Raw genomic sequence first — 21,291 nt, forward strand, 5'->3', positions numbered from 1 at the left:
CGAACGCATCTGACCAACCATCAACTATCTCTTCAGGCACGAACCCATCAACGATCGCGGGCACACCACGTCACGGAGTGTCGTTGCAGTACTAGGGCGTGCAGCCGGACCTCCGCAGTGGCGGCTTGAGCGGATGCCTCACATCTCCCCTGAACTGCCCAGACCAGACGGGCTGGTCACTCGGCGGCGGGTATGGCGGCCGCCCTCTCAACCACTTGCTCGGGCCCCCTCACCATGGGGCGGCCCAGGCAGGCGAGGCAGAGCTGGTTGGTCAGCGCGGGCCGGCCGCCGCTCCGGCAGTCCGGGCCGTCACCAGCGGACCGGCAGCTCCTCCAGACCGCCGACCAGAATCCCTGACCGACGTTTCAACTGCTGCGCCGGTACGGCGAGTTCGAGCGTCGGAAGTCTCTTGAGCAGGACGGTGAGAACGGTCCTCAGTTCGTTGCGGGCGAATTCACGGCCCACGCAGACCTGGGGACCGTATCCGAAGGTGAGATGCGGGTTGGGGGCGCGTCGCAGATCCATCCGTTCCGGGTGCGGGAAGACGGTCCCGTCGCGGTTGGCCGCGGCGATCTCGGCCATGACGGTGCAGCCGCGGGTGAGGGTGGTGCCGCCGAACTCCATGTCGGCGGAGAGGTATCGCGGCAGTGCGAAGCCGTGGTTGGCATCGAAACGCAGTGCCTCCTCCACCGCGGTGGGTACGAGCCCGGGGTCGGCCAGCAGTTCGCGCCAGCGGTCGCGATCGGCGAGCAGCATCGCGGTCATCTTGCCGATCATCTGGGAGGTGGTCTCGTGTCCGGCGACGAGCAGACCGATCCCCGCGCTCGCGAGTTCGGGCTCGTTGAAGCGTCCGTCGTCGGCGTCGACGATCGCGGTGAGTTCGCTGATGACGTCGTCGCCAGGGGTGGCGCGCCTGCTCGCTATGTGCGCGATCATGTAGTCGTAGAAATCGCCTCCGGCCTGGTCCATCTCGCTCTGCGTATGGCGGGTGAGGCTGAGCAGGACCGTCGACCAGCGCAGAATCTGGTCCTGGTCCTGGTGCGGAATGGCGAGGGCCTCGCAGATCACCCACAGGGGCAGTGGCCTCGCGAGGGCACTGATCAGATCGGCGGGACCCGGGCGCGCGGTCATGGCGTCGATGAGCTCGTCGGCCTTCGCGGCGATACGGGGGCGCAGTTCGTCGAGCCGCCGCCCGGTCAGGGCCCGGGTGAGGACGGCGCGCCAGCGGGTGTGATCGGATCGGTCGTTGCGGTCGTGGTCGGCGTCCGATATCCCCTCTCCGTCGGGATCAGGGTTGTAGAACAGTCCGCCGTCCTCGGAATCGCCCAGCCGGGCGGTGTCCTCCGCGGCCAGGTTCCGGCGGAACCTGCGGTCGGCGAACAGCTTGCGGACGTCTTCGTAGCGGGTCAGCAGCGCGGTCTCGTCACCGCCGGGTGTGCGTACCCACGTCACGGGGCACTTCTCGCGCAACCCGGCCCACTGGGCGGGCGGTTCGAGGGCGGTGGCGCCCACGAAGGGGTAGTCCTGCGGGTCTTCGTCACCGTGGCCGGCGGCCGAGGTCATGTCGTGGTCCTGCCTTTCTAGGCGTGGCAGTGTCATCGCTGGTCGGCCGCGCCGACCCCGTAAGGGATGCGCGGCCCGGACATGGTGCCGAATGACGTTAGGTGCTGAGGAGTGCCGAAACTGTGCCGAAGAAGCTGGTCGGTTGTACGACTGAGATCATCCGGCGTGGTGTGCCGGCTCATGTCTGGGACAGGGCGTACGTCGACCAGCACGGTGTGGGGGAAACTCGGCATTGGAGGCTTCGGAGAGGTAGCGGCGGTCGAGCCGGTGCCCGACGGCCGTGACCGCTGCCAATTGCCTGTTGGGGACCACCATTTCGGCCTGCGCGAAGCTGTCGCGTTTTGCGCGATGCGGCAGGCTTCGAGCTGTTCCGGGCACGACTGGATGCCGGTGCCCGCGCGCAGAGAGTGCACCGGGGTGCCCTGGGCGGTCAGGTACTGCCGTGAGGCGGTGTTGAGCGCGATGCGGCAGGAGCGGCGCGGATCGACCAGTGGCGGCGCCTTTGACTCGGAGCGCTTGGCCTGCTGGAGCTGCTGCGCGTGCCGGCGCTGCGCGTGCCGCCGGGCATCGGCCGCCTCCAGTTCCATCCGCCGGGTGCCGTCGGCTCGGTGCGGTGAAGGAGCTTCGCGTGGCCGCACGGTTTCCGGCGCCTGCGGATCCGCCGGGAGCGCCGGGCCTGTCCGTGCCAGGGGTCAGTATTGGTTCCGCCCGGCCGCAGGGACCGTCTTGCCCCGGTCGCTCTTGGGGATGTCGGCCTTGATCGCGAACCACACTCCGTTCACCCCCTGGCCGTTCGTCTCGCCGGGCTCCTTGTCCCCGTTGAAGGTGTAGGCGGGCCAGCAGTTGAATGATTCCTGCTTGGTTCCACCTGGTGTGGCGAACGTGAAGAGGATCTCCGGGCCGAGACCCGCGGCCTCGGCATCAGCAGCCGTGACCGGGGCACTCGGCGTCCACTTCTGAAGGCACTTGGCATCGCAGGCCGTGGTCATCGGCCACGGGGTGTCCTTGGTGAAGAGGTAGAGCGTGCGGCCGTTCCTGTCCTGGAGGACCCGGCCCAGCTTCGGGCTGTCGAGGACGCTCAGAGCCGGCCTGCTGACACCCGCCTTGGCGCCGTCCACGGCCGCGGCGTACCACGCCTTCTGGTACCCCTGCCCCTTGGTGTCGCCCGGTTCGTCCTTCGCGTAGGTGTGGAGCGGCTTCCCCACGAGTGTCAGCTGCTTCGATCCGTCCGTCCGGGATATCGAACCCAGGAGGTCCTGATCGACGCCCTTGCCCGATGTGGCGGCTTCGGCGTCGGCGGATACAGGCAGCATCGTCTTGGCGCATTCCGCGACGCAGTTCGACTTGCCCGGGGTCGCCTCGTCCTTGTCGAAGACGTAGACGGTCTTTCCACTCCCGTCGACCACCACGGACTTGAGTTCGTCGTCGACCCGCACGGACACACTCGTAGGAGTGGCTGCTTTGACGTTCCCCTGCGGAACATCCAAGGAGGGGTCGCTGGTCGGGATCAGGGTGACCTGCTGTGTCTTGCTCGGCTGGGTTTTCTCCGCAGTGCCGCACGCGGACAGGAGGAAGGAGAGTACAACTGCCCCCGCCGCGATCCGCATCCCTTGTTCAAGCCTTGTCACGACAGTCCTCGCGCTCAGTGCTCCCACTTCCTGACGTGACAGCATCGCTGTACACACGGCGCAGGCATGCCGATGCGTTCGACGTACCAGGCGCTCGGCGGCGAGGAGGTCCGGCTCGCAGGCCGGGGCGGGGTCGAGGCGGAGAGGCGGCGCGGTTACTTCGCGCCCGGCTCGGGCTCGGCGCTTCGCGATCGCCGCTGCCGGTCCAGTTCGTCATAGCGGGCCCGCATGGCCTCTCCGGCGGCCGGCCCGGCAGTGAACGCGTAGGCGTCGCTGTCGTCGAGGCGCTTGCCGGTGCGGGCGTCGACCACTACCGGCTCGACCTCCTGGCCGGTCTCGGCGTCGACAAGAATCATGGACCGGTCCGACGGGTCGAGGTGCTGGTTGCCCCATGCGGCCAGAGCGACGATCACGGGGCGCAGGGAGTGCCCACGCTCAGTGAGGACGTACTCATGGCGGACCGGGTTCGTCTGGTAGGGCCGGCGTTCCAACAGGCCATCGGCGACCAGGGTCTTCAGGCGGGCCGTGAGCATGCTGGTGGAAATGCCCAGGCTCTGCTGGAACTGATCGAAGCGCGTATAGCCGTCGAAGGCGTCGTGGAGGATCAGCAGCGTCCACCACTCGCCGACATGCTGCGCCGTGGTCGACAGCGGACACGCGCGATCCTCCAGTCGGATCCTGCTCGGCATGGCACCCTCCAGAGTTACTGCTAAAGTCGAAGCTACTCACTTCTATTTTAGCAGTTGCCCACGGTGTCCATCGGGCACCGCCGGCGGGACTGCCCCGGACATGGCCCTCCTGCGTCCACACCGGAGGCGGGCCCGCCCGGGCCACCACCATCCAGCGCACCTGCGAGGCAGACATGACCGATCACCACGACCACGTCGGTGTCGACGACCTGCCGGAGGTCGTCCGTCGCTATCTGCGGGCCCACGACGCGCGGGACGTCACCGCTGCCACGGCTGTCCTCGCGCCCGAGGCCACCGTCACGGACGACGGCCACACCTACCAGGGGCCGGCCGCCATCGGGCGTTGGCTGGAGCGGACCGCCTCCGAGTACACCTACACCACCACGCCGCTCGGAGCGGAGCGCCACGGTCCCGACGGGTACACCGTCATCCAGCACCTCGAAGGCGATTTCCCCGGCGGGAAGGTCGATCTGCGCTACCGCTTCGACCTCGACGCACACGGACGGATCAGCCAACTCGTCATCGCCCCCTGACGACCGCCGACCGGTCGCGGAACTCACCGATCCACCTGCCCCCCCAGATCACGAGGAATCATGAAGACCTGGTTCATCACCGGCGGGACCCCGGGCGGTTTCGGCCCGGCCTACGCCGACCTCGCCCTGGAGCGCGGCGACAACATCGTACTCACCGCCCGCCGCCCGCAGTTGCTCGACGCCTGGTCAAGTCCCCACGGGGAGCGGGCACTTGTCCTGCCGTTGGACGTCACCGACGCCCAGCAGATCCATACGGCCGTCCGTGCCGCCGAGGAACGGTTCGGCCGTATCGATGTCCTCGTCAACAACGCCGGCCGGGGCTGGTACGGCTCCGTCGAAGGCACGTCCGACGCCGATGTCAGGCGGTCCTTCGAGCTGAACTTCTTCTCCGTCGCCGAGGTTCTGCGTGCCGTCCTCCCCGGCATGCGAGCCCGTGGCAGCGGATGGATCATCAACATGTCCTCCGTCGCCGGCCTGCGGGGCGTGCCCGGCTTCGGCTACTACAGCGCCGCGAAGTCCGCCGTCGAGGGCCTCACCGAGGTGCTACGGCGCGAAGTGGCCCCGTTCGGCATCAAGGTGCTGGCCGTCGAACCCGGCGCCTTCCGTACCCGCGCGTACTCCTCCTTCACCGACGAGCCGGTGTCCGAGACGGTCGACGCCTATCTGCCGCTCGGCCAGTCCGTCCGCGCCTCCATGATCGACCAGGACGGCCGCCAGCCGGGCGATCCCTACCGAGGGGTGCGGGCCGTCCTGAACGCGATGGATCAGGCCGAGCCTCCTCACCGTCTCGTCCTGGGCACCGCCGGCTACGACGCCGTACACGGCCAACTGGCAGGCATGATCGAGGAGTTGCACACCTACGAGGCCGCCTCGCGCAGCGCGGACTTCCCTCCCGCGTCGTAGGAAGGTCGTAGGGAGTTCGCGGCGTTGTGGGTCGCCACCCTCTCCGGGGCTATTCCTCGGTACCCGGTTCTCGATCGGGGAACGCACGCAGCCTCACCTGTGGCGCCCGGTAGTCGGCGAGCCATCGCATCCGGCGGTCGTCCGCCGCGAATCCGGCGCGCGCGGTCCGGGTCCACTCCTCCCGGTCGAGCACCTCCAAGTACGTTGCCCGGAGCGCTTCCTGCTGGGCCGCGGTGCACCCCGCGGCCTCGGGAGACTTCGTGGCCAGATGCTGAGTGAGTACGGCGATCGTGAAGTAGCGCGCGATGGTCGGGCTGAGCGAACCCGCATGGCGGGCGTGAGCTTCCAGAACCGCTCCCGAGTGCGGGTAATGAGCAAGCGTGAGCCCCATCCCCGCGCAGCCGCTCATGACATGCAGGACCCGACCGACGTGATCGACCATCTCGTGATCGGTGTCGAGGGCTTCCAGCTCTTCATGGAGTCGGGTGAGAGTGGCGACCTTCCCGGCGAAGTATCCGTTGAGGACGTCACCGTCGCAGGCTCGGTGCAGCAGCCATGGTCGGACAGCCGGGTCGCCGTCGAGGTCGAGTCTGCAGAGAGCGTCAACGACGTAGACACGTCCCCAGCCCGTCACGCGCTCGGCGAGCCAGAGCAGGGCCTCGACTCCTCCCGGCCGCGTCTCGAAAGCGTGCACCGCCAGTGGCCCGGACTGATGGGAGAGCAGCCCGATCGTCTGGATCAGCGGTATGTCGGCAGGCGTTCCCACGTCAGCCAGCAGGGCGAGCCCCACGGTGACGGAGCATCGGTCGGTTCCGTGCCGGACGAGCCAGCGACCGGTTCGGCGGACGCGTTCCGGGTCGGCCCGCTCAGCCGCCGCGGCGATGTGCTCGTTGTGGCGATTCGGGATGTGGACGTCGTGGAACGCGTCGGCCAACTCGCTGGGAAGCGCGGAGACTTGTGCGAAGTGGGCGTCCAGGATGAGTGCCGCGCCCTGGCCCGCCAAGGACCGGTCAACAGGCGCCTTCGGGCGCGGCCGACGACGGTGCCGTCCGTCGTCGGGATACGGTTCCCCGCTGCGCGGAAGCGGCTCCCCCGGGGCCAGTTGATGCAGGCGGAGCGCGTGGTCGAACAGTGTCGTCGGTGATCCGGGCAGTCCTGACAGTCCTGGCCCGGCTGTCGCGCTCATCGGCGGACGGAGGACTCGATTCTTCTGATCATGGCCCGGAGCATGCCATTACAGTCGACGCCGCAACAAGCCCTCGACGCGACAACTCGCCGCACAAGCAAAGGAAGTTGAGATCGACGCACCCCACGTTCGCCTCACCGTCCGGGCTCAGAACGTCCCTTCGTCGCGGGTGTAGTTGGGGCTGAGTTGCAGCAAGGCGGCGACGGCGGGGCTCGGTTCGCGTCCCGCGCGGACCGCGAAGGAGAGATTAAGCGTGGGTACGGGACCGGACAGCGGCTTGATGACCACCCCGGCCGTGTCCACCTGCTCGTAGCGGGGCACGACGGCCGCGCCGCCGATGGCTCGCACGTACGAGGCGGCCGATGCGATGTCCGTGATCTCGACGGACACGCGGCGGGTGATGCCGAGTTCGCCGAAGGCGCGGTCCATGGCGGCGCGCGAGCCGAAGCCACTCGCCCCGGAGACGAAGTTCTCGTGGGCGAGATCCTTCAGTGCGATGCGTTCTCGCCGCGCCAGCGGATGCCCGGACGGCAGGATCACCTCATACGGGATCGTCGCGAACTGCCGCAGGTCCAGGTCGTGCGCCTCGCTGGCGGCCAAGGCCACGACGCCGACATCGAGACGGCCACGTCGCACGTCCTCACCGATTCCGCCCGAGCCGGACCCGGAGACCTGGATCTGTATGTCCACCAGGGGGTGGCGCTGACGGAAGGCCCCCACCAGGCGCGGCAAATCGAGAGCGGTCATGCGGGTCATCGTGCCGATGCGCAGACTGCCCCGCAGGGTTCGCGACGCCTCGCCGACCACCTCCCTCGCCCGTTCCGCCGCCACGACGACCGCCTTGGCCTCGGGGAGGAACACCTCGCCCGCCGGGGACAGAGCCACCGTCCGGGTCGACCGGTCGAAGAGCGACACCTGAAGCTCCTCCTCCAGGGCCCGAACAGCCGCCGACACCGTCGACTGAGCTGCGAAAAGACGGGCCGCGGCACGCGTGAAGCTCAGCTCCTCGGCCACGGTGATGAAATAGCGCAACTGCCGTAATTCCATGGGCAATTATCGATTTCTTCGATAACACATGTCAACATTTTTCGTTGGACTCGATACGACTTCCGCGCCAGGCTGTCACTCACCGGCAGCGACTCCCGCTGTCTGTCTGACGAAGGGATGGTCATGAGCAAGCAGGTCCTAATCGTCGGAGGCACCACCGGTATCGGCCGCGAACTGGCCGCCGCCTACGCCCGTCAGGGCGCCTCCGTGATCATCGCCGGCCGCGACAGCACCGGCGCGGAGAGGACAGCCAAGGAGCTCAACGCCGAGACGGACACAGCTCAGGTGCGGGGCATAGCGGCCGACCTCTCCAAGCCCGAGATCCTCAAGGACGCGTTGAGCGGCATCGACCACGTCGACGCGATCGTCCTCACCGGAATGCGGCGCGACAACAACACGATCGCCGGCTACGACATCGCCGGCGCAACGGAGTTGGCGATCACCAAGATCGTCGGCTACACCACCGTCGTCCACGCGCTGCGGTCGCGCATCTCCCCCACCGGCTCCGTGCTGCTCTTCGGCGGCCTGGCCAAGGACATTCCCTACCCCGGCTCCACCACGGTCACCACCGTCAACGCCGGAGTCACAGGCCTGGTGGCGACGCTGGCCAAGGAACTCGCACCGGTCCGCGTCAACGCCGTCCACCCCGGAATGGTCGGCGACAGCCCCTACTGGGCCGACAACCAGCCCGCCGTGGAAGCGGCACGCGCCCGGATCCTGACCGGTGTCGTCCCCACGATGCGGGACATCGTCGAGGGCTCCATGTTCCTGCTGGAGAACCCGGCCGCGAACGGTGTGAACCTCGACCTCAACGGCGGCCACGCATGACCGACGCCCTGCCCACACTGGCCGTGATCGGCATCGGCCGCATCAGCCGCCCCATGGTGGTACGCCTGCGCAGGGCAGGGCACAGCGTCACCGTGACCAACCGCAGCCCCGGGCGTGCCCTCGACATCGCGGGCGAGACGGGCGCATGCGTGGTCGCCACCCCGCGCGAGGCGGCCTCCCGCGCCGACATCGTCATCGTCTGCCTGACCGACGACACGGCGGTGGGCGAGGTCTACGACGGGCCTGACGGCATCCTCGCCGGACTGCGCGAGGGAGCAACTGTCCTGGAAACAAGCACAGTTGCTCCGCAGACGACACGGGCCCTTGCACCCCGGGTCCTCGAACGCGGCGCCACTCTCCTCGACGCCCCGATGTCCGGCTCCGTCGAACTCGCCACCCGCGGCGAACTCACCTTCCTGACCGGCGGCCCCAAAGAAGCACTCGACCGGGTCCGCCCCGTCCTGGACGTCCTGGCCACCCGCATCCTCCACTTCGGGGAATCGGGCAACGGCAACATCATGAAACTCGCCATCAACTCACTGCTCCTGTCGCTGGCGACAGCACTGGCCGAGGCCCTGGTCCTCGCGGAGCGCGCCGGCATCGACCGCGCCGACGCCTACGACGCCTTCACCCAGAGCCCTGCCGCAGCCCCCTTCGTCCTCTACAACCGCGACAACTTCGTACGACCACGCGAAGCAGCTATACACATGGCCCTGTCCCTGGTCGCCAAGGACCTGACGCTGATCGACACCCTGGCGTCAGAAGTGGGAGCTCCCATGGCCCGACTGGACGCGAGCCGCGCGCTGATCGACCAGGCCATGGCCGCAGGACTGGGCGATCGTGACGGCGTCTCCGTACTGGCCGAACTCCTGCGAAGCAACGCCGCAGCCGAGGCCGAGCAGCGACCGGGGCAGGAGATCCGACCGCCCAGCTCTCTCTGACGCGCTGAACACCATCACCGGGACCCCGCAGCACTCCCCCGGCCGGGGATCCGGATGGCGGGCGAGCGTAACTGCACACACCTGAAACCGTCCGAGGCACCCGATCGGACGGCCGCTCCCCGCCGCCTCTGGGGAAAATCCCTCCTTGCCAGGGTGTTGCCGACGCAGTCCGTGGTGACACTCCCCGGCAGTGTCCAACTGCCTCGCAGGGCCGCGATGTTGGGCACTCAGCCGGTCTGCGTGCTCGGCGGCCACAGCGCCAACGTCGGCTCGCTGCACCCGCACCCCGGAGATCCACACCAGTAACGCCACGATCCTCCGCCAACGCCCGACTCCCTTAGCCGCACTCGGGAGGTGCGAAATTGAAGCAAGAATCGGCGCCCACGGCAGAGCACCCGCTGCGCCTTTCGATCCTTGGCCCGCTGAGAGCCTGGCATCGGGACACAGAGCTGCACCTCGGACCTCCCAAACAGCAAGGCGTGTTGGCCTTGCTGCTGGTTCAGGCAGGGCAGCCCGTGCCGCTGCACCACCTGATCGATGCCTTGTGGGGCAACGATCCTCCCGAGCGAGCGGTCAACGTGGTGCACCGCCATGTGGGCGCTTTACGTAGGCTGCTTGAGCCCGGTCTCACGCAGAGAGGCAAGGCACAGGTACTGGTACGGGCCGCCGGGGGCTACCGGCTGAACCTCGGGGAGGAGGCCTCGGATCTCCTGCGGTTTCGGAAACTGCGCGACGCGGGCCACGAAGCCGCCGACGGCGGCCGACCCGAGGAGGGCTCAGACCTGCTCCTCAAGGCACTTTCACTGTGGCACGGCCCGACGGCGGCCGGCTTGCCCCACGACCTGCGCTCGCACCCCGTCTTCGCCGCAGCCGACGCGGAGTACTACCGCGCCGCCCGGGCCGCCGCGGAGGCATCCCTCGCGGCCGGACGCACCAAGGCCGCCCTTCCACTCCTCCGGCAGGCCGCCCAAGGTGATCCCCTCAACGAATTCCTACAGGCCGGCTTCGTCCGTGTCCTGGCGGCTGAGGGACATACGGCTGAAGCCCTGGAGCACTACCGAAGCATCCGTTCACGGCTGGCCGGCGAACTGGGAGTCGACCCAGGCCCCGAACTCCGCGCCGCGCAAGCCGACGTGCTGCGCAACACGAACGCCGCCCACACCTCGGCGACCACAGGATCTCCCGAACAGAACTGGACCTCGGTCCGGCCCGCCCAACTACCCGCGGCCTTACACGTGTTCACCGGACGGCATGGCGAGTTGGAGTACCTGGACTCGCTCCTGCCGGTTGACGCTCATACGGCCGTCGCCATCGGGGGCGCTCCCGGCGTCGGGAAAACCACGCTCGCTCTGCACTGGGCCCACCGCAATTCCCACCGGTTCCCGGACGGTCAGCTGTACATCAACCTGCGTGGCTACGATCCCGCAGGAGCTCCCCTCACCCCCTCCATGGCGATCTGCTATTTCCTGGAATCACTCGGCATACCAAGCGAACGCATTCCTTCAGGCCTCGACAGTCAGATCGCCCTCTATCGCAGCATCCTGGCACGACGCCGCTGCCTGATCGTTCTCGACAACGCACGAAAGGCAGAGCAGGTTCGCCCACTCCTTCCCGGAAACCCGGACTGCTTCACCATCATCACCAGCCGCGAGGAAATGACCGGCCTGGCGGCATCCGCAGCAGCGAGTCTCCTCAACGTGAGCACACTCACCCAGGTGGAATCTTTCGATTTCCTTTCCAGAAGACTCGGGAAAACACGTGTCGAGCGAGAACGCGACGCGGCACTCGCAATCGGGATCCACTGCGGCAGGCTTCCCCTCACCCTCGCCATCGTCTGCGCACGCGTCAGCAGCCGACCGGCCACTCCGCTGTCAGACATCGCAGCCGAACTCGAAGCAAGCCGCGACAGCCTCCGCGCGTTCACACTCAGCGGCGACGGCGACCCCGCCACAGATACCCGCTCCGTCTTCTCCTGGTCATACCGCACACTCACAAAACAGGCAGCCGACGCATTCCTTCGCCTGTGCCTGAGCCCCGCGCACAGCGTGTCGATCCACGCCGCGGCAAGCCTGACCAGCCTGACCATTAAAAGCACACGCCGAGTGATGTCCGAGCTCCACCGAGCCAACCTTTGGACTGAATACAGGACCGGGCAGTACACCACGCACGATCTCCTCAAGGTATTCAGTCAGGAACTCGCCCGCAATGATTCCAGCAACACCCTCAAGACCGCACGACGGCGGCTCTACGACCACTACCTGCACACGGCGCACAACGCATCCAGCGCCATAAATACGCATCGAGAACACCCCGCGCTCACGGCCTCCGCACCCGGAACCCAGGTCATCTCCTTCACCAGCACAGGGTGCGCAGCCGAGTGGCTCCACCAGGAGATGCCCGCCCTACAGGCCATCGTCCTCCACCACGCTCACCATGGCGCAGGTGCAGGCGCACAGACATGGCGCTTGGCGGCTGTCCTTGAGCTGATCTTCGATCGCAGCGGACGGCGTCAGGAGCAGATCGCAATTCAAAGCTCCGCACTTTCAGCGGCCCAGCGGGCTGGTGACGCCCAGGGGCAAGCCCAGATGCACAGGTCCCTCGGTTTCGCACTCGGCCGAACCGGCGACGATTCCGCTGCAGAAAGTCACCTCCTTAAAGCATTGAAGATATTCTCCGACGCCGGCGACCTGCTCGGCGCCGCACTCACCAATCGCTACCTGGCATTTCTCAGAAACGCCAGTAAACGACATTACGAAGCCCTGGCACATTACGAGTCCGCCTCATCCCTGTATCAGAGAGCAAACTACGAGATCGGGCTGGCCGCCGTAACCAACGAGGTCGGATGGACCCATATCCTGCTCAACGATTTCGAACACGCGGCAACATCGTGCCGTCATGCCGTCGACATCGCCCGCAAGATCAGAAATCGAAATATAGAAGCAGCATCATGGGATAGTCTGGGCGTTGCCTACGACCACCTCGGACGCCACTCAGACTCACTTGAGGCACTCAACCGGGCACTGGCCCTCTATCGTGAACTCAACGATTCATACCTGATCGCCGATACACTTATACACATCGGCGACGTACACTCTCCCGAATCCCCGCACGACGCCCAACAAGCATGGACCGACGCGCTGAAAATACTCGATTCACTCGGCCACCCCGAAGGGGACCTACTCCGGGAGCGAATCAGCAAGTGAGGCGATGGCCGCCTCGTTCCGAGGAGCAGGCACTTCCGCCCACCCCGGCAATAGCGCAGGGGCGGGCACCGGGGCGGCGAGCATCGACTCCGGCAGAGTCCACGTCACAGCCCATGCCCTCCGCACCGGATCTCGCCGGACCCGGCGGTCAGGGCGGTTGCAAGTTCCGGGTTCGTGCGGCTGGTCGGGTCGTGACCAGTTGGGGCGTATGGCAGAGCAGGCACGGGCTTCGTGATCATTGTGGTGTGTAGGCCAGATGATCACGAGGTGGCCCGTGCCTGCTGCCGCGTCCTCTCCCATCCCTGCCGTGCTGGTGACACTGGGCCCGCTGGACACCGGCCGGATCGCCGACCTGCACCCCTACTTCGACTCGGTGCCCGACCCGCGCGCACGGCGGGGCCGGTGGTACTCACTCACAGCGATCCTGCTGGTGTGCGCCTGCGCGGCTGTCTCGGGAGCCAGGGGCATCGACGAACTCGCCGAGTGGGGCCGGCGTGCCTCGACGGCACTCCTGACGGCGATCGGGATCCGCCGCCACTTGCGCTGATGGCGGCGCACTCCGGCGTTGGCCACGATCGGCCGTGTGCTGGGGGCTGTTGACGGTGACGCCCGGGACCGGGCGGTGGGCGCCTGCCTGGCCGACCGGCACCGTGCCGCCACCGCACCCGCCCAGGCGCCGTTGCTCTCCGCGTCCGGGCGGCCACGCGCGATCGCTGTCGACGGCAAAGCACTCAAGGGATCAGCCCGTCTCGCCGCAACGCGCCGGCGTCTGCTCTCCGCAGTCACTCACGGCACCATCGTGCCCCTCGCCCAGGTGGCGGCCGACGCGAAGACGTACGAAACCACACACTTCCAACCGCTCCTGGCACCGCGGGACCTGACCGGCACCGTCGTCACCTTCGACGCCCTGCACTCGGTCGAGGCGAACAGCTCCTGGCTGGTCGAGACCAAGAGGGCCCGCTGCCTCGCCGTGATCAAGACCAACCAGCCCACCGCCCACGCCCAACTCGGCGCCCTGCCCTGGCAGTCCATCGCAGTCCAGCACACCGCGTCCGGAACCGGGCACGGACGCCGCGAGTCCCGCTCGGTCAAGACGTGCGGGATCGCCGACGAACTCGGCGGAATCGCCTTCCCCCATGCCCGCGTGGCCATCCGCGTCCACCGCCGCCGCAAGCCCACCGGCACACGCGAGACCCGCAAGAGCGTCTACACCGTCACCAGCCTCGACGCCCACCGAGCCGGCCCCGCCGACCTGGCCGCCGCGATCCGCGGACACTGGGGAGCGGAGAACTCCTCGCACCACATCAGGGACGTCACCTTCGCCGAGGACACCTCCACCGTCCACGCCGGGACCGAACCCCCACGGGCCATTGCGACCCTCCGCAACCCCGCCATTGGCGCGCTGAAAACCCTGGGAGCCGACAACATCGCCAAGACCACCCGGGCGATCCGCGACCAACCCGAACGAGCACTCCCCATCCTGGGCGTCACCAACAACCCGGACAGCTACGGAACTTGATCAAGCCCTGGCACCAGCAGTCGAACGGGCGACCCGGTCCCCTCTGTCGCCACACCTCAGGTTTCGCTCAACCGTGCGAACGGGGGCGGGAGTCGGCGCTAGGGTCTCTCCTCGGCGGCTGTAGAGGCCGTTGTCGACCAAAGAAAACCGAGGGGAACGCGTGCGCCGAATTTCGCGAATCATGTCGGCAGGCTGTGTCGCAGGGGCACTGGCCGTCATCAGCCCCACACCTGCCTCCGCCGCTGTGCCGATGAGTTGCCCGATGACCACGGGCTACGATTTTTCCGGCAGTTACAATTACTACCGCGACCTGGAACCCCGTTCCGGCGGCGACAGCGGTACGACAATCAGCATCACCTTCCACAAGGGAAAGACGACGACGTCCACCGTGGGCGGAGCGATCTCGGGCGAAGCCAAGGTGGTCTTCGTCAAGGCGTCGGCATCGTTCGACTACCACTTCGCATGGCAGTGGGAGAACAGCTCGACCTACACGTGGTCGTGGAAGGTGCCGAACAACATGACGCACGGTTACCTGCACGCGGGTGTGAAGGTCAAGTACACGAAGTGGAACTACAACCAGACACAGCCCAACTGCAGCACCAAGGTGCTGCGCAGTGGATCAGCGCGGCTGGTCTACGAGGGTCGCGAAACCTGGCACGGAAAGAGCTGATGCGCAGAAGACATCTGGCCGTACTGCCAGTCATCGTCATCCTGGCCGCCGGGTGTGGGGGCGGGGGAAATCGGGCTCCTGAGGCCAGCCCGTCGAAATCAGTGCTGGTGTCTGATCCGGACCATCCTGACAGCGGAAAGGAGACGCCGGGCCATCTCGGACCCGGGACGGTCGAACTTCCTGTTTCTGCCGACCGGATCGCCGAACTAGGCGTCCGCTACGACTGTCTCGGACCTGGCGGTCTCACTGTCACCAGCGGAACCGGCCTCAGCGCCGAGGTCGGTGGCTGCGACGACAGCGCCACGTTCGGCGCCCGCATCAAGGCGAAGGATTTGCACGGCAGGAAATTCGCGGACACGGTCACCGTCACGGTCGACAAGCGTACGAGGTGGCGTATGTCCGTGGACATCACCACCAAGGACGGTGTGAAGCAGACCATCCGCGGCTGATCGCGTGACGAGACCCCCGCTGATGCTGATCTCTGACTACGGGCTGACGCGGGGCGACAAGTTCCAGGCCGGTTCCGGCCAGGAGACCGATGCGGCGTTCGGGGTGGCGCGGGGCGTAGCGCAGAGTGCTCTTCGTGGCCCAGTACTCCAGTCGTACTTCGTGATCTGACGGATCAACGGGGTGGTGGGTTCAGTCGAGGTCGGTGAGGCGCTGCTTGCAGTGAGAAGCCGCATCTCAACCGATCTTGAAACCTGCAGGTCGAACGGAGTTCCTGGTCGGGTGATCTTCCGGTCGTACGCGCATGAAGGCAGGGCCTCCCGGTAGCTCGGGGGTGCGACCCCATTCCGAGCGTTCCGGGAGGCCCTGCATGGCGCAAGGGGCACTGATCGCGACTGGCATCAATACCGGCTATGTGCGAGTCACGGTTCAAAACCAGAACAACGGCCCAGCAGGCACACCCGCGGACTCCTGGGAGGAGATCGTTCAGGTCGGCGTGCAGGCCCCGGAGTGACAACTCCGTGTAGAGCCCCTTGAACGCGGGTGCGTCCCGGATCGCTCGGGTGGTCTTGGCCGATGTTGTCCGCTCCCAGCAGCCGAAGCCTGCCGATGGCCGGGTTCCGCAGAGCGGCCATCGCCCGCGGTGCGCTGCCGGTGTGAACGGTGGAGGCGTCCTCGGCGAACACCACGTCTCTGACATGGTGGCTGGAATTTTTGATTCCCCAGTGCCCGCGCACGTATCCGCCCAGGTCGGCAGGGCTGGCCTGGTGGGTATCGAGGCGGGTGACGGCGTAGACCGTCTCCCGGGTCTGCCGCTTGCCGCTCTCCTGGCGGCGCCGGTGGATGCGCAAGGTCAGCCGCGCTTGCGGGAAGGCGATCCCGCCGAGGTTCGCCGCGATGGCCATGGTCTTGACCGAGCGGGACTCCCGCCGGCCGGGCCCCGTGCCGGAGACGGTGTGCGCCACGGGCACCTGGTCCCACGGCAAGGCCTTGAGCTGGGCCGACGAGGTCGGCTGGTTTCCCTTGATCACCGCGATGTGGTGGGCCTTCTTCTCCTGCACCAGCCAGCGCACCTGGTCCTTGATGCTGTGCAGGGCGTCGAAGGTGACTACGGTGCCGGCCAGATCGAGTGGTTCCAGCAGCGGGCGGAAGGCGGCCGTCTCGTTGGTCTTGGCCCCCACCTCCCGCTGGGCCAGGGTGACGGTGGGGGCGTGGGTGACGGCGGACAGCAGGTGCCGGTGGCGTTGCTGCCGGTGCGCGGAGCCGGACGGCGTCTTGCCGTCCACCGCGATCGACGGCCGCGGTGCCGAGGCGGTGGCGCCGACGTCGGTGTGGTCGTGTCCGGCCAGATAGGTGCCGATCGCGGCGTCCAGCACCTCGCTGTCGAGGGCGGCCGGGAGCCGGGTGAAGGTGGCATGGGACGGAGCGCGGCGGCGTCCGGGCAGGTGCCGGCGGATGCCGGGGTGTTCCAGCACCGTGGTGGTGGTGCGCTGTCCCCACTCTGTGATCTCGGTGATGGTCCGGGCACTGGAGACGACTGCGCAGGCGCAGATCAGCAGCAGGCCGGCCAGGGATACCACCGCCCGCGACGCGAACGCGGGTCGGGTACGCGCTGGAGGTGGGCGCGCAGGCGGCCGGTGTCGTGCTGGTGACGGGGGCGCAGTTTCGCCAGGACGGCAGTGATCCGGAAGGATGGAGCGGCAGGCACGGGACCTCAATGTGATCAGCTGGCGTAGACACCCTGATGATCACCGGTCTCGTGCCCGTGCTGTTGCCACGTCAACTCCCGCCGGGCGCAGACGATCTACGTGATCCCGGAACTTGCAACCGTCCTGACCCGGCGGTACCGCTGGGAGATCTGAACCAATACCGGGAATCAGGCCGCGACGAGCTCCTGCTCGCGGTCCGGTGTCTTGACCTTGGGCCTCTTGTTCGGCAGCGAGAGGCGGAAGACCTTGTGCCACGCGGAGAACACCTGCTTGGGCAGCGGCCCGGTGACGTACTCCAGCTCGTACTTCTCGAACAGCGCGCGCACCTTCACCGCGACCTCGGCGTAGCGGTTGCTCGGCAGATCCGGGAACAGGTGGTGCTCGATCTGGTGCGACAGGTTGCCGGACATGAAGTGCATGGCCTTGCTGCCGCTGATGTTCGCCGAGCCCATCATCTGGCGCAGATACCACTGGCCGCGCGTCTCGCCCTTGATCGACCGGCGCTCGAAGACCTGCACGCCCTCGGGGAAGTGCCCGCACATGATCACCGAGTGGGTCCAGATGTTGCGGACCAGGTTCGCGGTGAACGTGGCGGCGAGCGTGGTGAGGAACGACGGGCCCGACAGCAGTGGGTGGATCACGTAGTCCTTGAGCACCTGCTTGCGGATCTTGCGGCCCACGGCCCTGGCCCGCGCGCGGAACTCCGGGTTCTTGCGGCGGCGCTTGTTCAGGTTCTTGCCGAGCTCCAGGTCGTACGCCGCGATGCCGTACTCGAAGAAGCAGGCGTTGAGGAAGTTCCACAGCGGCTGGCCGAGGTGGAACGGGTGCCACCTCTGGTCCTCGTCGACGCGCATGATGCCGTAGCCGAGGTCGTTGTCCTTGCCGATCACGTTGGTGTACGTGTGGTGCAGCTCGTTGTGCGAGTGCTTCCACTGCTCGGACGGCGAGACGTGATCCCACTCCCAGGTGGTGGAGTGGATCTTCGGGTCCCGCATCCAGTCCCACTGGCCGTGCAGGATGTTGTGCCCGATCTCCATGTTGTCCATGATCTTGGCCACCGACAGACCGGCGGTGCCGATCACCCACGCGGGCGGGAAGAGCGAGAACAACAGCACGCCCCGGCTGACCAGTTCGAGCTTGCGCTGCGCCGAGATGACCTTGCGGATGTAGGCGGCGTCCTTCTCGCCGCGGCCGGCGATCACCTCGTCGCGGATCGCGTCCAGCTCGCGGCCGAGTTCCTCGATCTGCTCCGCGGTCAGGTGGGCGGTGGGGTCGATGGCGGTCAAGGTGCTCCTACCGTTCGATGTCGCAGGGGCCCGCGGCGGCGGACACGCAGGTCTGGATGAGTACGCCCGGCTCGGCCTCGGTGATCTCGCCGGTGCGCAGGTCACGGACGGCGCCCGCCTTGAGGGGCGTGACGCAGCCGAAGCAGATGCCCATGCGGCACCCGGAGGGCATGAGCACGCCGGCCTCCTCGCCGATGTCCAGCAACGGCGTGGCGCCGTCCGCGTCGACGGTCTTACCCGTGGCGCTGAACGTGACCTCGCCGCCGTCGCCGGTGACGACGATGCCGGCGCGGAAGCGTTCGGTGTGCAGGCGCTCCGGTACGCCGTGCTCGGCCCAGTGCTTCTCGGCGGCGTCGAGCAGGCCTGCGGGCCCGCAGGCCCAGGTCTCGCGCTCGGCCCAGTCGGGCACGAGTTCGTCGAGACGGGTGATGTCGAGCGTGCCGTCCGTGTCGGTGTGCACCTCGGTGAGCCGCAGCTTCTTGTCCGCGACCAGGTCGTGCAGTTCGCTGCGGAAGATCACGTCCTGCGGCTGTGGCGCGCAGTGGATCATGACGACGTCGTCGAACTCGGTGTCGCGCAGCATGCCCATCACGGGCGTGATGCCGCTGCCGGCCGTCAGGTAGAGCACCCTGGCTGGCTTGGCCTGCGGCAGCACGAAGTCACCGGTCGCCTGGTCGAGTTGGATCAGCGTGCCTGGTTTCGCCCTGCGGACCAGGTGGTTGCTGACCTTGCCGTCCGGGATCGCCTTCACGGTGATCGTGACGCGGCCGTCCTCGCGGTTCGTCGGCGAGGTGAGGGAGTAGGCACGCCACAGGCGCACCCCGTCGACATCGACCCCGATCCGCACGTACTGACCGGCTGTGTGGCCGCGCCAGCCCCGTCCCGGCCTGATCACGATGGTCGCCGCGTCACCCGTCTCGGGGTGCACGGCTTCGATGCGCCCACGCAGGTCGGCGCCCGCACGCAGCGGGCTGACCAGGTCGAGATAGTCCGACGGCAGCAGCGGCGTCGTGACCATCTCCAGCAGTTTCCACGCCCTGCTGCGAAGGGCTGTACTCGTCATGGCTCCAGCTTGCTGCGCCGCAGGGCGTAAAGTCCTGACCGCAGGACGTAAATCTGGTCGGCTGAATTGTTCGCAGGGAACAAAAACATGAGTAACGCAATCCGGAGGGCCAGCGAACTGGCCCTGGATGAGACGACGGTCACCGTACTTCGGGCCGCGCTGAAGACCACCGCCGACGAGGTCGTCCAGGCGATCATCGACGAGGTCCCTTCCTACGCCAACGCCCTTTCGGGCCGCATGGGCGCCACCATCCGCCGAGCCGTCCGCACCGCCCTGGGGCACTACCTGGACCTCGCGAGCGGGAATGCCACGGGCGGCGACGCCGGTGACGCGGCCTACGAGTTGGGCCGCGGCGAGGCGCGCGACGGCCGTTCGATGGATGCCCTGCTCAGCGCCTACCGCGTCGGCGCCCGTGTGGCCTGGCGCTGCCTGGCAGCGGGTGCCGTACCCGCGGGTCTGCCCGCCGCCGAGGTCGCCAAGTTCGCCGAGCTGACCTTCGCCTACATCGACGAGCTCTCCGCCTCGAGCGCCGCGGGCCACGCCGACGAACTGGCCGCCCATGGCAGGGCCCACGAGCGCCACCTGGAACACCTGGCCCGCGACCTACTCGCCGGCGCGAGCCCGGACGTGCTGCTGGCCTCCGCGCAACGGGCCGGGTGGCAGCCTCCGGTCTCGCTGACCGCGGTCCTGCTGCCCGCCGCCCAGGCCCGGCCCGCCTACCGCACCCTCGACCCGAGCACCCTCGTCCTCGACGATCTGCCGGACGCCACCGGTGTGCTGCTCGTCCCCGATGCCGACCGACCACATCTCCTGCGACAGCTGACCGACCGCACCGCCGTGGCCGGCCCGGCCCGGCCATGGACCCGTGCATCCGCCTCGTACGCACGAGCCGTACGCGCGCGCTCCCTCTCCTCCGATATCCGCGACACCGAGGACCACCTGCCCGAGCTGGTGCTGACCGCCGACGTGGACGCGTTCGCAGACCTGCGGGCCCGAGCCCTCGCACCGTTGCGGACCTTGCCTGCCGCGACCGCACGGCGGCTGGAGGAGACCTTGCGGGCGTGGCTGCTGCACCAGGGCAGGCGGGACGAGGTGGCGGCGGCGTTGTTCGTCCATCCCCAGACGGTCCGGTACCGGATGTCGCAGCTGCGGGAGCTGTTTCCGGATCTCGCATCGCCACAGCGGGTCCTTGAACTGACGCTGGCGGTCGGTCTTCCGGCCGGCTGACGCGTACGTCGACCGTCCACGACCGCGTCCGCGAGCGGTCCAGGAATCGCACCTCGTTCCCGGTGTCATCAGCCAGCCGAGACGGGGTTGACGCGAAGACCGGACAAGGCCGCGGGAAAGCCCGTCGGGGGGGCTGTACCTGAGAAGCGCGGTGGCGGATACGACTCGACGGGATCCGGTGGACGATGCGCACCGGCCCGCTCGTCGACGCGATCATCGAGCATCTGGTCGGCGATCTGGGCCGCTGTGCCCTGGAAAACGGCTTCCTGTCCTCGTGAAGGGCGCTGTCCTGGCACGAGCTGACCCGCGGGCGCGCGGCGGGCCACAGCTGGGTGACCAGGCCAGGTCGCCAGGTAGCGGGCCTCTCGCGCCGGCGACCGCCGTGGTCTGCGACCGCCCCGCGCCTCTCTTCCGACAGGTCAACCGGACGACCGACCGCGCCGGCCCGGCACACCGCGCGAGGGATGATGGGAATCGAATGACGGAATGTGAGGTCAGGAGCTTCCATGGCGAATCAGGTTCACCGACCCCGTGAGGACGCGGAGTTCAGTTTCATCCTCGGGATGAGCGGAGTTCCGGTCCTCGCGTACTTCACCGGGTCATGGCCCAAGGCGATCGAGCCCTGCCGGGTGATGGACCTCGTCGTGGGTGGCATCGCCGACGACTACACGGGCCGCCTGACAGCCGTCCGCGCCGACATCACGCGTTGTCCGGCCGCAACCGAGCGATACGGGATCACCGGAGCCCCGTCCTACGTCCTGCTGAAGGAGGGAGAGGTGGTGGCACACGGCACGGGGCCCATGACCACCACAGAGGTACGGAAGTTCCTGGACGGCCACCTCTGAGCGG

At 67.7% G+C, this 21,291-nt stretch carries 21 protein-coding genes; 12 read left to right on the plus strand and 9 right to left on the minus strand.

Features of this window, described 5'->3' with window-relative positions; translation table 11 throughout:
- Nucleotides 1-309 precede the first annotated feature (309 nt).
- The 4 genes from ACIRRY_RS40595 to ACIRRY_RS40610 all read right to left on the minus strand — a co-directional run bounded on the left by ACIRRY_RS40595 (nt 310) and on the right by ACIRRY_RS40610 (nt 3,880).
- Nucleotides 310-1,563, minus strand: a complete 1,254-nt coding sequence (locus ACIRRY_RS40595) for a cytochrome P450 (RefSeq protein WP_403983424.1) — start codon at nt 1,561-1,563, stop codon at nt 310-312.
- Between the two features lie 32 nt (nt 1,564-1,595).
- Nucleotides 1,596-2,150 carry a hypothetical protein gene (locus ACIRRY_RS40600; protein WP_403983426.1) on the minus strand — a complete coding sequence of 185 codons (555 nt, stop codon included), beginning with the start codon at nt 2,148-2,150 and terminating at the stop codon, nt 1,596-1,598.
- A 105-nt stretch (nt 2,151-2,255) separates the two neighbouring features.
- Entirely contained in the window at nt 2,256-3,191 is a 936-nt protein-coding gene (locus ACIRRY_RS40605) for a hypothetical protein (protein WP_403983427.1), read from the minus strand.
- 155 nt (nt 3,192-3,346) lie between these two features.
- Complete coding sequence (locus tag ACIRRY_RS40610; RefSeq protein WP_403983429.1) at nt 3,347-3,880, minus strand: winged helix-turn-helix transcriptional regulator; 534 nt, start codon at nt 3,878-3,880, stop codon at nt 3,347-3,349.
- Between the two features lie 173 nt (nt 3,881-4,053).
- Here ACIRRY_RS40610 and ACIRRY_RS40615 point away from each other — a divergent pair, with 173 nt between their 5' ends.
- Nucleotides 4,054-4,413 (plus strand): nuclear transport factor 2 family protein, encoded by a 360-nt coding sequence (locus tag ACIRRY_RS40615; protein ID WP_403983431.1) that lies wholly within the window; start codon nt 4,054-4,056, stop codon nt 4,411-4,413.
- Nucleotides 4,414-4,473: 60 nt separating this feature from the next.
- Entirely contained in the window at nt 4,474-5,316 is an 843-nt protein-coding gene (locus ACIRRY_RS40620; RefSeq protein WP_403983433.1) for an SDR family NAD(P)-dependent oxidoreductase, read from the plus strand.
- Between the two features lie 49 nt (nt 5,317-5,365).
- On the opposite strand, the gene ACIRRY_RS40625 is transcribed toward ACIRRY_RS40620, so the two are convergent.
- Nucleotides 5,366-6,502, minus strand: coding sequence for a hypothetical protein (locus ACIRRY_RS40625; protein WP_403983435.1), 1,137 nt, complete (start codon nt 6,500-6,502; stop codon nt 5,366-5,368).
- 147 nt (nt 6,503-6,649) lie between these two features.
- Entirely contained in the window at nt 6,650-7,549 is a 900-nt protein-coding gene (locus ACIRRY_RS40630) for a LysR family transcriptional regulator (RefSeq protein WP_403983756.1), read from the minus strand.
- 123 nt (nt 7,550-7,672) lie between these two features.
- Here ACIRRY_RS40630 and ACIRRY_RS40635 point away from each other — a divergent pair, with 123 nt between their 5' ends.
- The 8 genes from ACIRRY_RS40635 to ACIRRY_RS40670 all read left to right on the plus strand — a co-directional run bounded on the left by ACIRRY_RS40635 (nt 7,673) and on the right by ACIRRY_RS40670 (nt 15,328).
- The gene (locus ACIRRY_RS40635) at nt 7,673-8,377 is read left to right on the plus strand and encodes an SDR family NAD(P)-dependent oxidoreductase (RefSeq protein ID WP_403983437.1); all 705 of its coding nucleotides are present in this window, start codon (nt 7,673-7,675) and stop codon (nt 8,375-8,377) included.
- Nucleotides 8,374-9,318: an NAD(P)-dependent oxidoreductase gene (locus ACIRRY_RS40640; RefSeq protein ID WP_403983439.1), complete on the plus strand. Its 945-nt coding sequence runs from the start codon at nt 8,374-8,376 to the stop codon at nt 9,316-9,318. The genes ACIRRY_RS40635 and ACIRRY_RS40640 overlap by 4 nt, the downstream gene beginning before the upstream one ends.
- Before the next feature lie 362 nt (nt 9,319-9,680).
- Nucleotides 9,681-12,521 (plus strand): BTAD domain-containing putative transcriptional regulator, encoded by a 2,841-nt coding sequence (locus tag ACIRRY_RS40645; protein WP_403983441.1) that lies wholly within the window; start codon nt 9,681-9,683, stop codon nt 12,519-12,521.
- A 307-nt stretch (nt 12,522-12,828) separates the two neighbouring features.
- Nucleotides 12,829-13,068, plus strand: a complete 240-nt coding sequence (locus ACIRRY_RS40650; RefSeq protein WP_403983443.1) for a transposase family protein — start codon at nt 12,829-12,831, stop codon at nt 13,066-13,068.
- Nucleotides 13,069-13,104: 36 nt separating this feature from the next.
- Nucleotides 13,105-14,040, plus strand: a complete 936-nt coding sequence (locus ACIRRY_RS40655) for an ISAs1 family transposase (RefSeq protein ID WP_403983445.1) — start codon at nt 13,105-13,107, stop codon at nt 14,038-14,040.
- Between the two features lie 262 nt (nt 14,041-14,302).
- Entirely contained in the window at nt 14,303-14,710 is a 408-nt protein-coding gene (locus ACIRRY_RS40660) for a hypothetical protein (protein ID WP_403983447.1), read from the plus strand.
- A 107-nt stretch (nt 14,711-14,817) separates the two neighbouring features.
- Entirely contained in the window at nt 14,818-15,159 is a 342-nt protein-coding gene (locus tag ACIRRY_RS40665; RefSeq protein ID WP_403983449.1) for a hypothetical protein, read from the plus strand.
- 22 nt (nt 15,160-15,181) lie between these two features.
- On the plus strand, nt 15,182-15,328 hold the full coding sequence (locus ACIRRY_RS40670; protein WP_403983451.1) for a hypothetical protein: 147 nt from the start codon (nt 15,182-15,184) through the stop codon (nt 15,326-15,328).
- Nucleotides 15,329-15,579: 251 nt separating this feature from the next.
- On the opposite strand, the gene ACIRRY_RS40675 is transcribed toward ACIRRY_RS40670, so the two are convergent.
- The 3 genes from ACIRRY_RS40675 to ACIRRY_RS40685 form a co-directional block, all read right to left on the minus strand.
- On the minus strand, nt 15,580-16,737 hold the full coding sequence (locus ACIRRY_RS40675; RefSeq protein ID WP_403983453.1) for an ISAs1 family transposase: 1,158 nt from the start codon (nt 16,735-16,737) through the stop codon (nt 15,580-15,582).
- Between the two features lie 296 nt (nt 16,738-17,033).
- Complete coding sequence (locus ACIRRY_RS40680; RefSeq protein WP_403983455.1) at nt 17,034-18,152, minus strand: fatty acid desaturase family protein; 1,119 nt, start codon at nt 18,150-18,152, stop codon at nt 17,034-17,036.
- 7 nt (nt 18,153-18,159) lie between these two features.
- A complete protein-coding gene (locus ACIRRY_RS40685) occupies nt 18,160-19,215 on the minus strand; it encodes a ferredoxin reductase (protein WP_403983457.1) in 1,056 nt (351 codons plus the stop codon).
- 87 nt (nt 19,216-19,302) lie between these two features.
- Here ACIRRY_RS40685 and ACIRRY_RS40690 point away from each other — a divergent pair, with 87 nt between their 5' ends.
- Both ACIRRY_RS40690 and ACIRRY_RS40695 read left to right on the plus strand, forming a co-directional pair.
- Nucleotides 19,303-20,442, plus strand: coding sequence for a PucR family transcriptional regulator (locus ACIRRY_RS40690; protein ID WP_403983459.1), 1,140 nt, complete (start codon nt 19,303-19,305; stop codon nt 20,440-20,442).
- A 506-nt stretch (nt 20,443-20,948) separates the two neighbouring features.
- Nucleotides 20,949-21,287 carry a thioredoxin family protein gene (locus ACIRRY_RS40695; protein ID WP_403983461.1) on the plus strand — a complete coding sequence of 113 codons (339 nt, stop codon included), beginning with the start codon at nt 20,949-20,951 and terminating at the stop codon, nt 21,285-21,287.
- Nucleotides 21,288-21,291: the final 4 nt, after the last annotated feature.

Origin of the sequence: Streptomyces sp. NPDC101776 (assembly GCF_044766845.1) — a bacterium.
Classification (GTDB): domain Bacteria; phylum Actinomycetota; class Actinomycetes; order Streptomycetales; family Streptomycetaceae; genus Streptomyces.